Genomic DNA, 14354 nt, shown 5'->3' on the forward strand with positions numbered 1-14354 from the left:
CTGGCGTAATGATTCTTCAATGTTGATTTTAATTTAAATGATCCGGTGGATTTCCACGTTCTCCGGCGCGGCAAGCATTAGCGGCACTTTCTCAACCGTAACAAAGCTCAGGTCGAGCCCAAAGCCGCGCTCTTCTGATAAGCTAATCTTTTTCAGGATCTTATAGTAACCCATAATAAAGCTTTCATAAAAAGAGAGGTTATGTGAACGTGAAAGTACTTTCTCAATCACAACAAACCTGAAATCGCCGACAATTTTATGGCGGTGTAATGATTTGTAAGTACTGGTAATATCAACCTCGCCTTTTTTTACAAGATCCTCTACCACTTTTCTAAACAACAGGTTTATCTGCTGTTCAACCCTAAAACCCAGTTTAAAATCAATCCTGATCAATTTGTTGGGTACCAAAAAATCCACCTCGTATTCTCTTTTATAAGGTTCATCCACTACGTCAACGTGCACCAGCCAATAAACATCTGCCCGCTTTGGCTGTTTCTGCAATATGGAATAAATGATCTTTGATTCTACCTCTGAATTGAAGTTGGCACTGGTTAAATAAACCAGCTGCGAGGCGTATTTAGGCACCGTTTCATCATCACTTAACTCTTTAAGAATGCTGAAGTAATCCTCAATCTCAATGAATTTAACGTAGCGGTTCCGTATTTTACGGGCCGTATGCCATGACCACATGATGGTGAAAAGAAACAAGCCAACTGAAAGCGTAAACCAGCCGCCGTGAACAAACTTAACCAGGTTACCGGCTAGGAACGTGCCTTCGATAAGTAAATAGACGGTTAAAAATATGCCCACTATATAGGTTGGCAGTTTCTTTCGCCTTAAAAAGTTTGCTACCAGCAGGGTAGTCATTAACATAGCCACAGTGATACTTAAACCGTAGGCCGCTTCCATATTGGCCGACTCCTGGAATAACAGTACCACACCTACGCAGCCTGCACACAATAGCCAGTTCACACTGGGTACATACAGTTGCCCTTTTTGTTCAGATGGATAATTGATGCGCACCTTTGGCCACAAGTTTAACCTCACGGCTTCGGCAATCAGCGTAAATGAACCTGATATCAAGGCCTGGCTTGCAATTACCGCAGCAACGGTGGCTATCCCAATGCCATAGATCAGGAACCATTGGGGCATAATTTTATAAAATGGATTACTTAAATTAAGATCCATTTTGGTGCCTTCATGCTGTAACAGCCAAACTGCCTGGCCCAGATAATTAAGGATGAGGCAGGTTTTTACGTAAATCCAGCTGATCTGGATATTTTTACGTCCGCAATGCCCAAGGTCTGAATACAAAGCTTCGGCACCTGTGGTACACAAAAACACAGCGCCAATAATTATCAGCGGGTGCGCGCCCGGTTCATGGCTGGTAAGTAATTTAAAAGCGTAATAAGGGTTTAAAGCCTTAAAAATAGCAGGCGACTGGATAATAAAACTGACGCCTAAAACCCCCATCATCGTAAACCAGATGAACATCATCGGCCCAAAAGCCTTACCCACCAGCGAGGTGCCAAATTGCTGTATAATGAAAAGTGAAATGATAATGGCTATAACTATGGGCATGGTTTCCAGGTGCGGAAACTTGCTTTGCAAACCTTCAATTGCTGATGATATGGTGATGGGAGGGGTTATAATGCCATCGGCCAGCAGCGCACAGCCGCCAATAACAGCCGGTATAATGAGCCATTTAGCACGGCGCCGCACCAGCGAGAACAGCGAGAATATACCACCTTCGCCTTTGTTATCAGCGCGAAGAGTTATAACTACATATTTTAGTGTGGTTTGCAGGGTAAGCGTCCAGAAAATGAGCGAAACGCCGCCTAAAATTAATGTTTCTGTTATAGTTCGTTCACCTACAATGGCTTTGAACACATACAGCGGAGAGGTACCGATATCTCCGTAAATTATTCCTAAGCTTATTAACAGCCCGGCGGCGGTTAGTTTCTGCAGATCTTTATGATTCGACACTATATACTTTCAAAAGCCCAAAAGTATTAAAAATTACAATTAAGTGATTAAATAATAAATATTAACGAAAGAAAAACTAAATTTATGGCAGTATTAAACCTTTTACTGTTAAATTTTGTTAAAAAGAATGATAAATGTCATGTATATTGAAACGGATGACGGGTTTATTTATACTTTTGTAAATAATATACAGCATGAGGCGAAATTCTACTTATAATAAATCATGGTTCATAATAATTGCGATAGCGATATTTATGAATTTCGCCTTTTCCAGTGCTATGAGTTACCAGCGGACTGATACCAGTATCCTTCGCTACCTGAAGCCAAAAGCTACCAAAGGTTCTGCATTTAAAAATAGTTTGCACTTAGTGTTGCCTCCTATAAGGCCGGCTGTTATATCAACTACCAAGGTTAGCGTTGCAAAACCTGACGACAAGCTGTTGAGCAACGTATCGGTATATCCCAACCCGGTTACCGATCAAATTAATTTAAAATACGAAATATCGCGTTCATCAAACGTTACCATAAAGGTAGTGGATGTTTTGGGCAATGAGATCATAACACTTTACAACCAACGCGTTGAACCCGGTGAGAAAAATTTTACCTATCCGCTTAACAGCAAACTTGCCCGGGGCTTTTATTTTTTAAGGGTTGTTGCCGGTACAGAATCGGTAATTAAACGGATCTCGGTACTTTAGGCCTGATCTGTACGCATAGTTACCCATCAAGCCGGCTCAAACTTTTTGAGCTTTAATTTCAAAAAAAATATCCTGAAATCTTTTAATCCTATAAATCTTAGTTTAATTTCGGCTTTATGAAGATAATAGCCATTGGCCGCAATTACGCAGAGCATGCTAAAGAGCTGAATAACCCCGTTCCGGGCGTTCCGGTTATTTTTATGAAGCCCGATACGGCCTTGCTGAAAGATAACAAGCCTTTTTATCATCCTGATTTTTCGGAAGATATTCACCATGAGATTGAGATCGTAATAAAGATCAGCAAAGAGGGGAAGCACATCAGCGAGCAATTTGCCAATAACTATTTTGAAGAAATTGCCCTGGGAGTTGACTTTACCGCCCGCGACATCCAATCGCGGCATAAAGAAAAAGGATTGCCCTGGGAGCTTGCCAAAGCCTTTGATAACTCGGCCCCGATAAGTGCTTTTGTGCCTAAGGCACAATTTGCCGACCTGAAGAACATCAACTTTAAACTGGATGTTAATGGCGGGGAACGACAGACGGGCAATACTTCGAACATGCTTTTTTCGTTCCAGTACATTATTGCATTTGTTTCCAAATACATCACCCTTAAAAAGGGAGACCTCATTTTTACAGGTACACCTCAAGGGGTAGCTAAGGTAAATGTTGGCGACAGACTGGAAGGATATCTTGAGGATGTAAAAATGCTCGATTTCCTGGTGAAGTAACAGGGACTATCATTAATCAAAACGTTTAAACTTTGCAATCTTACCACCTTTCAACAAAATAGCGTTGAAGATAAGTATGAGTAAAAAATATTTTAGTGCTTTTTTTATTATATCCTGCTGTTGTTTTAACCTGTTTGCACAGGGGCCCATTCAAAGCAGGCAATACCCGCAAAACTTTTTCCGATACCCGCTTGATCTGCCGCCGTCAACTGCCGGCTCTTTTGGTGAGCTAAGGGGGGCACACTTTCACTCGGGGCTCGATTTTAAAACCAACCAGCAAACCGGCTACCCGGTACATGCTGCTTATGATGGGTACGTATCCCGTTTGCGCATCCAGTTTGGCGGTTTCGGTCATGCTATTTATATCACCCATCCTAACGGCTTTACCACTGTTTACGGGCATGTTAAAACGTTTACCCCGGCCATGGCTAAAATCATCAGGGATGAACAATACAGACAGCACAGCTTTGAGGTTGATATAAAACTTGACCCATTACAGCTAATGGTTTGCCAGGGCGAAGTTATTGCCATGTCGGGCAATGAGGGGGCCTCAGCTGGTCCGCACCTGCATTTTGAGATCAGGGACACGCAAACGGAAGAAACAATTAACCCGCAGTTGTTTGGCTTAACTATTCCTGACAGGGTGCCGCCGTCAATTACGGCTATCGGCATATACCACCTTGACGGGAATCCGTTTAGCGAAAATACCCGGCGGCAGTTTTTTGGGGTTACCGGCAGCAATGGCAATTATCATTTAATCAGTCCGCAGGTAGTTAATTTAACCGGGCAAATTGGTTTCGGCATCAGTACCAATGATATGACCAGCGTATCGCCAAACCATAATGGCATTTATTCGTGCGAGTTAAAGCTTGACGGTAAAACCGTTTATACTTTTGCAGTTGAACGCTTCGCATTTGATCAAACCCATGCCATAAACGCTTATATCGACTATCCCGAGCTGATGAAAACCCACCGGTGGATTCAGAAGTGCTTCCTGTTACCGGGCAGTAAAATCTCGCTTTACCCGCAATCGGTAAACAGGGGACTAATTGATTTTAATGATGGCGGGACGCATGATGTACAGTATGTGGTTAAGGACGTAGCCGGCAATACATCAACCTTAAATTTAAAAGTTAAGGCCGGGAGTGCAGATAATACGCTTTCCATTATTAAAACTGGTGGAAACTTATTTCACTACGATCAGAAAAACGAGTTTGGCAACGATAAAGTTAAGGTGGTGATTATGCCCGGCAACCTTTACGATGATTTGCTGTTTACCTACAAAATATTGCCCAAAAGGCAGGGAGCTTTTTCGGCAACGCACAGCATCCATAACAAGTTTACCCCCGTACATGACAGTTATGAACTCTGGATAAAGCCCGACAGCAATATTGGTAAATATGCCGATAAGGCTGTGATAGTTAGTACCGACGGGGCCATGGCGGGTGGCACTTACCAGGATGGCTATATTAAAGCGCAGCCGCATACCTTTGGTGATTTTTTTATTAAGCTGGATACCGTTGCGCCGGTTATTATTCCGTTAAATATTAAACCCAATGCTAACATGGCTGCGGCTAAAGGGATATTTTTCAGGATGAGTGATAACCTATCGGGCATAAGATCATATACAGGTAAAATTGACGGCAAATGGGTGCTTATGGAATGGGATTTTAAAAGTAAAGTTCTGGGTTATAGCTTTAATACCGATATTGCACCGGGTAAACATATATTTGAATTAACTGTTAGCGATAATAAAAATAATAGTAAATACTTTACAGCAGCTTTTAACAGATAACAATGGCAACACTTAAAGAAGGCGATAAAGCCCCTGATTTTACCGCTAAAGATCAAAATGGCAAAACAGTTTCCTTAACAGATTTTAAAGGAAAAAATGTGATCCTTTATTTTTATCCGAAAGACGATACCCCGGGCTGCACGGCCGAAGCCTGCAGTTTCAGGGATAATTACCAGTCAATGCTGGGCCAGGGATTTGAAGTTATTGGTGTAAGCACCGATGATGAAAAATCGCACAAAAAGTTCGAAACCAAGTATAGCCTGCCATTTCCTTTGATTGCAGATACCGATAAAACCATTAACGAAGCCTATGGGGTTTGGGTTGAAAAAAACATGTACGGCAAAAAGTACATGGGTACCGCACGTAAAACCTTTTTAATAAGCGCCGATGGCACCATTAAAAAGATAATTGATAAGGTTGATACCAAAAATTCATCGCAGCAGGTGCTTGACCTTTTGCAATAGCGTTATTTGTTGCTAAAGAGCAGAAACAGGTACGCGAATTGCATAAGAAAAATATTATTATTGTTTGATAATAATAAATAACAAATAAAATATAAGTTTAATTATTGTTACATGCCTAAAGAGGTTGACGACGCAGAGATATTAAGCAAGTTTCAGGATGAGAAAACCCGGAACGAGGCATTTAACATGCTGCTTAAAAAATATCAGCAAAAAATATACTGGCACGTGCGCCGCATGGTAATTGACCATGATGACGCGGATGACCTGGTGCAGGATGTTTTTATAAAGATCTGGAAGAATTTAGCCGGTTTCAGGAGCGATGCACAGTTGTACACCTGGATGTACCGCATAGCAACCAATGAATGCATTACCTTTTTGAATAAGAAAAAGCAAAAAAACAATGTATCAATTGACGATATGCCCTACGACCTGGCAGACACACTGGCTGATTCGACTTATTTTAATGGCGACGCAGCCCAGCGTAAGTTACAGGAAGCATTGTTGACGCTGCCCGAAAAGCAAAAGCTGGTATTTAATATGAAGTATTATGAAGATATGAAGTACGAAGAAATATCGCAGGTGCTGGGTACCAGCGTGGGCGCGTTAAAGGCTTCTTTTCACCTTGCGGTAAAAAAAATTGAAGCACATCTATTGGGTAGAGATTAATTTTAAATAAATTTTAAACCTTTTGCTATTAGTTCTATCTATAAGTACGATATGAAGAGTGATATGGAAAATAAAGATTGGCTAGACGAATATATGTCACTTAAACAGATTAATCCTGATAATCCGTTTACAGTGCCGGCCGGTTATTTTGACGACCTCGGAGATCGAATTGTAGCATTCAGAAATTTAGATGAATTAAAAGACAAGGGATTTTCAGACGGTTTTACGGTTCCGGAAAATTATTTTGAGGAACTTACCGGTAACATACAAAGCAGGATAGCGGTTGAAAGTACCGTAAATTTAGATGAGCCTGGCTTTGCTGTGCCCGAGGGATATTTTGAGGGCCTGCAGCAGCAGATTCAGAGCCGCATATTTGTGGAAGAAGCGTTAGGCGAACCCGCCGAACAGTTTACTGTTCCGGAGGGTTATTTTAATAAATTAACTGCAAATATTTTAGACAAAACGGTTAACGAAGGGCAAAACCAGCCAGTTGTTAAAAACCGCGGGATCATCAGGAGGTTATATACTTCAACCGCGTTTAAATATGCTACTGCAGCTTGTTTTGCACTGGCTTTGGGCGGTGGTATATTGTTAAGCGAGCTTACTGGTTCTGTTGTTGAGCATAAGGGTACTTTTTTGCACCAGGAGTTATCAGGTGTGCCGGTAGATGATATAAAGAGCTACCTGGAATTGAATCTTGACCCGTCAGATACTCAGCAAAAAGTTGCCGCTGATGACGTATCAATTGACGATGTGAGTTTGGAAAATGCTTTACAAAAGGATATAAGTAACGCACAGTAATTAATTTAAATGGGTAAGCTGGTAAGAATTGTTTTTGGGGTATTAATTATAACTGCTTTGGGATACCAGGGTTATGGGCAGCATCGTATACTTGTGCAGCGTTTTAACCCGGTAACGCGTCCCGCTGCACGAAATGCAAAGCCTAAAGCTGTAAGGAAAATGCAGGCCGTTAAAGAAGGGTTTTTAAGCAAGCAATTAGATCTTACCCAGCAGGAAGCCAAAGCATTTTGGCCGGTTTACCGTAAATATAACGAGGAGCTTACTGCTGTGCGCATTTTGAAAAGAATAAACAACTCCAGCTCAACGGCTGATGGTCCAAAGCAGGTTGATCTTGATTTGAAATACGAATCGCAGATAGTGGATATTAAAAAGCACTATAAGGATGAGTTCTACAAAATACTGCCACCCGAAAAAGTGAGTGTGCTTTACAAAAGCGAACGCGAGTTTAATGACGAAGTGCTGAAACAACTTACCGAACGCAGCGTTAGGGCAGGGGACTAGTCTTTTTAGTTCAACCGGGTTGAACCCCTACAGCCTACAGCAATCGGCATGCGCAATTACTGCGTAAAGTACAATTTGTCTTTTGGATGATGATGAGCTTCCCAGAGTTTCGGACTTTTCCCTTATTTTTGCAGCATGCCCACCCTCCGACAACTTTTTTTAGCCAACAACGCGCAAACCACTGATTTTCCTTTATTGCTGGAGTTTGAGCGTGCCGAAGGTATCTATATGTACAACAAGGAAGGGAAAGGGTACATTGACCTGATCTCGGGCATTGGGGTAAGTAACCTTGGCCACAGCAACCCCGCGGTGGTAAAAGCGATAAAAGATCAGGTTGACAAATATATGCACCTGATGGTGTACGGCGAATATGTGCAAACCCCGCAGGTACGCTTCGCCGAAAAATTAGTTTCGCTGCTGCCCACGCATCTGCAATCTGTTTATTTCACCAATTCAGGTTCTGAAGCGCTGGAAGGAGCTTTAAAGCTGGCCAAGCGTTATACCGGCAGGTATGAAGTGGTCGCCTTTAAAAACTCATATCACGGCAGTACACACGGCGCACTGAGCGTTATGGGTAACGAGGATTTTAAGCAGGCCTACCGCCCCTTATTGCCGGGAATAAGCTTTATAAACTTTAACCATACCGCCGGCCTTAAAAAAATAACCGATAAAACAGCCTGTGTAATCGTTGAAACCGTGCAGGGTGAGGCAGGTATAAGAGTGCCCGATTTCGCTTATATGCAGGCTTTGCGCAACAGGTGTAATGAAACTGGCACATTGCTGATACTGGATGAGATCCAGGCTGCGTTTGGGCGCACAGGTAAGCTATTTGCATTTGAGCATTTTGGCATCGAGCCTGATATTTTATTGCTGGCAAAGGCTTTAGGCGGGGGAATGCCTGTGGGTGCCTTTGTTTCATCGAACAAAATAATGGAAGCGCTGAAGGAAAATCCAATCCTCGGGCATATTACCACCTTTGGCGGCCACCCGGTATGCTGCGCCGCCGGACTTGCAGCTTTAGAAGTTTTACTGAAGGAGAACCTTATTGCCGGAGTTGCCGAAAAAGAGGCGCTGTTTAAAAAGCTGCTTGTTCACCCGGCTATTAAGCAGGTGCGCGGAAAGGGGCTAATGCTGGCTGCCGAGTTTGAAAGCTTTGAGCTGAACAAAAAAATTATTGACCGCTGTATTGAAAACGGTGTAATAACAGATTGGTTTTTACATTGCAGCAACTCCATGCGCATAGCGCCGCCGCTGGTTATAACCCTTAACGAAATTGAGAAGGCCTGCGGGGTGATCATGGAGGCGATAACTTATTACAGTTAATATTTGCTTTAATTTCGACCGATGAATATAAGGCGCAAATAAAGCGTACATTGGTAAATAGTCTTTAAAATCTTTAATCGGGTTCTCGCAGCCCAGATTTAAAGATCCTTCCTTTTTTATAATTACCAGTAATAATGTCTTATCAATATTATTACAATCCCTGAATTATCCTCCAAGTTAAACTTGGTATGGTTTGTGACAACTATACAGAATACCTCGTTATTGGCCATTTTAAGGTCATATTGATTGATTGTTGCATAAAAATGCAGCGTTTTTTGGTCACCGCATTAAACAATTAATTAACACCGGGGTTATTAAGTTACATCTATTTACAGAAAACCAGGCCATAACAAGCGGCCGAAATATACAAGTAAGCTTGTGATGGCTTTGTTGCCATTTAAATTAAATGAAAGAATGAAAATAGCATACATCTCAACCTATCCTCCCCGCGAATGCGGAATAGCAACATTTAACCAAAATTTGATGCGCGCAGTGAATGCCAATTTCCCCGACAGGAAATCATTATTGAACGGTGGTTTTGTTGTTGCCCTGAATGATTCTGAAAGCATGCAGGAATATGAATACCCGGAGGAGGTTAAGTATGTGATCAGGCAAAATCATCAAAAGGACTATATCCGTGCGGCCAATTACATTAATACCAGCAGCGCCGATGTTTGTATTATGGAGCATGAGTTTGGAATTTACGGCGGCGAAAGCGGCATTTATATCCTTCCGCTATTGAACAGGCTGGAGAAGCCACTGATCTCCATTTTACATACTATTTTGAAAGATCCCAGTTATGTGCAGCGCATCATCATTCGCGAAATTGCCGATCAATCATCAAAAATAATTGTAATGAGCAAACGGGCGGTTGAATTTTTAACCACCATTTACGATATCCCCGCGGAGAAAATCCAGATCATAGAGCATGGGGTGCCTGATGTCGAAGCATCGCAGCCGAACCCGGTTAAAGGTTTAACCCAATTTAAAAATCATAAAGTATTGTTAACCTTTGGCTTAATAAGCCGGGGCAAGGGGCTGGAAACCGTGGTAAGGGCATTGCCTAAAATTGTTGAGAACCATCCTGAAGTAATGTACGTGGTTTTAGGAAATACCCACCCCGGCGTAATAAAAAGTTCGGGCGAAGAGTACCGCGACCACCTGAAAACCCTTGCTGCACAACTGGGCGTTTCAAAGCACTTAAGTTTCATTAATAAGTTCGTATCAGAAGAAGAACTGGTGGATTATTTGGCAGCAACCGATATATACGTTACCCCATACTTAAACGAGGCTCAAATAACCAGCGGAACTTTGTCATACGCCGTTGGCGCGGGTGCAGCAGTGGTGTCAACACCATACTGGCACGCAACCGAGCTGTTAGCCAACAACCGCGGCCGCTTGTTCGATTTTAAAAATGCTGACGCGCTGGCCGAAAACGTAATTGAGCTATTAGACCAGGAACGGGTACTGAACGAATTGAAGCAAAACGCCTATAATTATGGCCTGCATTTACGCTGGCCGGTGATAGGGTCGGAGTTTATACGGGTGGCGCAGGAAGCGTGTGCCGACCACGATTTTAGTGACAAGATATTAAAGAACAGTATTGTTGACCCCGAGATAATGCCTAAGTTTAGCCTTACACATGTGCTGCGCTTAACTGATGACACCGGGATAGTTCAACACGCCAAATATGGCATTCCTAATTTAAAGGAGGGTTATTGCCTGGATGATAATGCGCGTGCGCTCATTATGGCATTAATGTCTTACCAGCGCAGCAAAAGCAAGGAAGCGTTTGAGTTGCTGCCCATTTACCTGAGCTATATTCACTATATGCAAACGGAGGATGGTAACTTCCGCAATTTTTTAAGTTTCGACCGCCGTTACCTGGATGAGGTTGGCTCGGAAGATTCATTCGGGCGCACCATCTGGTCGCTTGGCTACCTTATAGGCTGTTCGTCCAGTAACTCATACCGGGAATTTGCTACCGAGATTTTTCACCGTTCGTTCCCCCATTTTAAAACCCTGAAACATTTGCGGGGAATGGCCAATACAATCATCGGTATCAGCCTTTACTTGAAAGTGTTCCCCGGTGATGATGGAATGATTGCTGAGATGGTAAACTTAACCACGCCGCTGATGGCTGCCTATGAGCGCCACCAGTCAGACGGCTGGCAATGGTTTGAAGAAAAAATGACTTATGATAATGCGATACTTCCGCTGGCGCTCTTACACTCGTGCGAGATTACAGGTGACGAAGCGGTTAAACAAGTAGCGCTAAAAACGATGGCATTTTTGGATGAGGTAACGCTGGCAAACGGCTATTTAAGCCCTGTTGGAAACGAAGGCTGGTACCACAAAGGCGGTACATGCCCTGTTTATGACCAGCAGGCTATTGAAACCATGGCCATGGTGCTGATGCATTTTCAGGCCTATACCATTTTTCGCAAGCCACAATATATTGAAAAGATGTTTTTGTGTTATAAATGGTTCCTAGGGGAAAATACGCTAAGGGCGCCGCTCTATGACCACGAAACGAAAGGCTGTTGTGATGGCTTGCTGCCAACGGGTATAAACCGGAACCAGGGCGCTGAAAGTACGCTGGCTTACCTGATATCGCATCTTACGGTATTAAAGGCATTTGAGCTGGAGTATGAGTATAACAAGTTAGATGAACATGCTTCATTCTCCTATTAAATGAAAGCAGCCATATTAGCACCTGTTGCCTGGCGTACACCGCCCAGGCACTATGGCCCGTGGGAACAGGTGGCATCAAACATTGCCGAAGGGCTGGTGAAGCTTGGGGTTGATGTTTCATTGTTTGCAACAGGCGATTCCATTACCGCCGGGAAATTATATTCCATTTGCGCCACAGGCTATGAGGAAGACCGTACCCAGGATGCAAAGGTGCTGGAATGCCTGCACATCAGTAACCTGATGGAGCGGGCCGGCGAGTTTGACATCATTCATAATAACTTTGATTTTTTGCCGCTTACCTATTCAGGCCTGGTAAAAACACCGGTTATTACCACCATTCATGGTTTTTCGTCGCCACGGATAATCCCAGTATATAAGAAGTACAATGCTTTGGGGCATTATGTATCCATCAGCAATGCGGACCGTAGTCCGGAACTCAATTATCTTTCAACTGTTTACAACGGCTTAAACGTTGCGGAGTTTGAGTTTAATGATACCCCCGGTGATTACCTGCTGTATTTTGGCCGCATTCATCATGATAAGGGTACTGCCGAAGCGATAGCAATTGCGCAAAAATGTAAAAGGAAGCTGCTAATTGCGGGGTTGATACAGGATAGCAATTATTTCAAAGAAAAAGTAGAACCCTTTCTTGGCGCTGATATCATATATGTAGGTAATGCTGAGCCGGCAAAAAGGAGCGAGCTTTTACGAAACGCTTTTGCGCTTTTGCATCCTATAAATTTTAACGAACCTTTTGGAATGAGTGTGGCTGAAGCAATGCTTTGCGGTACACCGGTAATAGCGTTTAATAAAGGCTCGATGCCGGAATTGATTAAGGACGCAAAGACAGGTTTCTTAGTTGACAATGTTCATGAAGCTGTTGATGCGGTTGGCAAAGTTGGAAATATAAGCCGCGAAGATTGCCGCACCTGGGCCGAATCGCAATTCTCGGCCGATAAAATGGCGGAAGATTACTTAAAATTATACAAGCAGATCTTAGCTAAATAAAGGGTGCTTGCTTACAGCCCTTGCTTTAACAAAGGCTGTAAGCAGGCGTTTGTTCGGCCTCAATGTTCTACTTTATCTTTAACCTTTGCAGCTTTTTCTACTTTGTTGGTTTCTTTTTTATCGTCAATAAGCTTAGTGATCAATTCGTTCAGGTCAACCTCGGCAAAGGCGGTTGAAGAATCTGATACGCCATAAGGAATAATAAGTTTGCCATTGTGCACCAATGCGCCGCATGAGTATAATACATTGGGTACATACCCCTCGCGTTCATCGCTGTTAGGGATCAGCAGCGGTTCTTTTAAGCGACCGATCTCAACCTCGGGATCGTCCAGCTTTAGTAAGCTTGCACCCAGCACATACCTGCGCATAGGTCCTACACCGTGCGTAATAACCACCCATCCATGCTCGGTTTCAATTGGCGAGCCGCAATTGCCGATCTGGATAAATTCCCAGCTGAATTTGGGCTGCTGCAACATAATAGGCTTTTCCCAGATGTTGATCTTATCAGAATACATGATGTAGTTATTACAACCATCTATCCTGGAGATCATTGCAAACTTGCCATTTATCTTTCGCGGAAACAGGGCCAGGTTTTTGTTTTGCGCACCTGCACCGTACAAAGGCATTATTTTAAAGTTGTAAAAATCGTTGGTTTGCAAAAGCTTTGGCATAATCAGCGAGCCATCATACGCCGTATAAGTGGCGTAATAAACGGTGCTGTCGTCGTCGTTTTTAAAATGTACAAACCTTGCATCCTCAATTCCTTTGCGTTCATATTCCGAAATAGGAAAAATAACCCGGTCAGATATATCAGTATCCAGCGAAAAAACGATTTCGTAATAGGAGTCTGCCAGCCAAAGGATCTTGTCATACTCCAGCTTTTTGATATCGGTTTCCTGCATTTTCTGCGAATCGATAATGATGCGGCGCAGGTTTGCGTATTCAAAATGATGATCCAGCTTTGACTCCAGTTCGTTCAGTACATTAATATCTATTTGAGTTACGGCTGCTTTTTCAAAGAAGAGTTTCTTGTTATAAACCGCGTTCCTTACAATTTCGGCTTCGTCAATATAGCTGCCGGCCGGTAAAACGGTAATATTATTTGCCTGGTCAATTAAAGCCCTTCTGAATGTTATGGACGAGATATGTCCTTCGCCCACAGCCCGGAAACTAATAATTACCCTCCGCTGCCCTTCCTGCAGTTCTGTTTGATCCGGATCTTCAATAATTGAGGGGTTAAAGAAAGCGGCCGATTCAATAGAGTATTCATGTGTAAAATACGAGCCTATCAGCAGCTTACGATAAACGGTTAACGTATCATAATCAATATCAAGCTCGGCAAAAAGAGGCTTTAATTTGCTGCAATGGCGGTTAAGCGCCCGGGTAATATTACGGTGTCTTTTGGAGTATTCCTGCAATAAGGGCGATACAATACCAAATGCATTGTCTTCGCTAATATCCATAACCCTTTGAATTACCTCTTTGGCCCGGTCATTTCCATTAAAAAAGAATCTGGCAATTACGCGTTTGGGATCAGGATTTATTCTTATTGGCTTGCGTTCAATGGAAAGTCTCATATAAAAAAATGAATTTATTGTTTAACAGCATTGCGCTGAAATTGATTGCAGCAATTTTACGATTAATTTAGTGGCTGCCCATAATTTAAAGGTTTTAAACGTTGTAGTTGTTG

12 protein-coding genes are annotated in these 14354 nt (G+C 42.8%); 10 read left to right on the forward strand and 2 right to left on the reverse strand.

The window, feature by feature from the left end:
- Positions 1–33: 33 nt before the first annotated feature.
- Positions 34–1986 (reverse strand): KUP/HAK/KT family potassium transporter, encoded by a 1953-nt coding sequence (locus tag MuYL_RS06270; protein ID WP_094569718.1) that lies wholly within the window; start codon positions 1984–1986, stop codon positions 34–36.
- A 254-nt stretch (positions 1987–2240) separates the two neighbouring features.
- Here MuYL_RS06270 and MuYL_RS06275 point away from each other — a divergent pair, with 254 nt between their 5' ends.
- The 10 genes from MuYL_RS06275 (at position 2241) to MuYL_RS06320 (ending at position 12664) form a co-directional block, all read left to right on the forward strand.
- The gene (locus MuYL_RS06275; RefSeq protein WP_157740651.1) at positions 2241–2684 is read left to right on the forward strand and encodes a T9SS type A sorting domain-containing protein; all 444 of its coding nucleotides are present in this window, start codon (positions 2241–2243) and stop codon (positions 2682–2684) included.
- 116 nt (positions 2685–2800) lie between these two features.
- Positions 2801–3412 (forward strand): fumarylacetoacetate hydrolase family protein, encoded by a 612-nt coding sequence (locus MuYL_RS06280; RefSeq protein WP_094569720.1) that lies wholly within the window; start codon positions 2801–2803, stop codon positions 3410–3412.
- A 76-nt stretch (positions 3413–3488) separates the two neighbouring features.
- Complete coding sequence (locus MuYL_RS06285; RefSeq protein ID WP_094569721.1) at positions 3489–5207, forward strand: M23 family metallopeptidase; 1719 nt, start codon at positions 3489–3491, stop codon at positions 5205–5207.
- A 2-nt stretch (positions 5208–5209) separates the two neighbouring features.
- A complete protein-coding gene (bcp, locus tag MuYL_RS06290; RefSeq protein WP_094569722.1) occupies positions 5210–5671 on the forward strand; it encodes a thioredoxin-dependent thiol peroxidase in 462 nt (153 codons plus the stop codon).
- A gap of 111 nt (positions 5672–5782) precedes the next feature.
- Positions 5783–6337: an RNA polymerase sigma factor gene (locus MuYL_RS06295; protein ID WP_094569723.1), complete on the forward strand. Its 555-nt coding sequence runs from the start codon at positions 5783–5785 to the stop codon at positions 6335–6337.
- A 51-nt stretch (positions 6338–6388) separates the two neighbouring features.
- Positions 6389–7138 (forward strand): hypothetical protein, encoded by a 750-nt coding sequence (locus MuYL_RS06300; RefSeq protein ID WP_094569724.1) that lies wholly within the window; start codon positions 6389–6391, stop codon positions 7136–7138.
- 9 nt (positions 7139–7147) lie between these two features.
- Positions 7148–7639 (forward strand): hypothetical protein, encoded by a 492-nt coding sequence (locus tag MuYL_RS06305; protein ID WP_094569725.1) that lies wholly within the window; start codon positions 7148–7150, stop codon positions 7637–7639.
- Between the two features lie 135 nt (positions 7640–7774).
- On the forward strand, positions 7775–8962 hold the full coding sequence (locus MuYL_RS06310; protein WP_094569726.1) for an aspartate aminotransferase family protein: 1188 nt from the start codon (positions 7775–7777) through the stop codon (positions 8960–8962).
- Positions 8963–9376: 414 nt separating this feature from the next.
- On the forward strand, positions 9377–11656 hold the full coding sequence (locus MuYL_RS06315) for a glycosyltransferase family 4 protein (RefSeq protein ID WP_094572870.1): 2280 nt from the start codon (positions 9377–9379) through the stop codon (positions 11654–11656).
- Positions 11657–12664, forward strand: coding sequence for a glycosyltransferase family 4 protein (locus MuYL_RS06320; RefSeq protein ID WP_094569727.1), 1008 nt, complete (start codon positions 11657–11659; stop codon positions 12662–12664).
- Positions 12665–12723: 59 nt separating this feature from the next.
- Here the strand turns inward: MuYL_RS06320 and MuYL_RS06325 are convergent, their stop codons facing one another.
- Entirely contained in the window at positions 12724–14241 is a 1518-nt protein-coding gene (locus MuYL_RS06325) for a glycoside hydrolase family 130 protein (protein WP_094569728.1), read from the reverse strand.
- Positions 14242–14354: the final 113 nt, after the last annotated feature.

Source organism: Mucilaginibacter xinganensis (genome assembly GCF_002257585.1).
Classification (GTDB): Bacteria; Bacteroidota; Bacteroidia; order Sphingobacteriales; family Sphingobacteriaceae; genus Mucilaginibacter; species Mucilaginibacter xinganensis.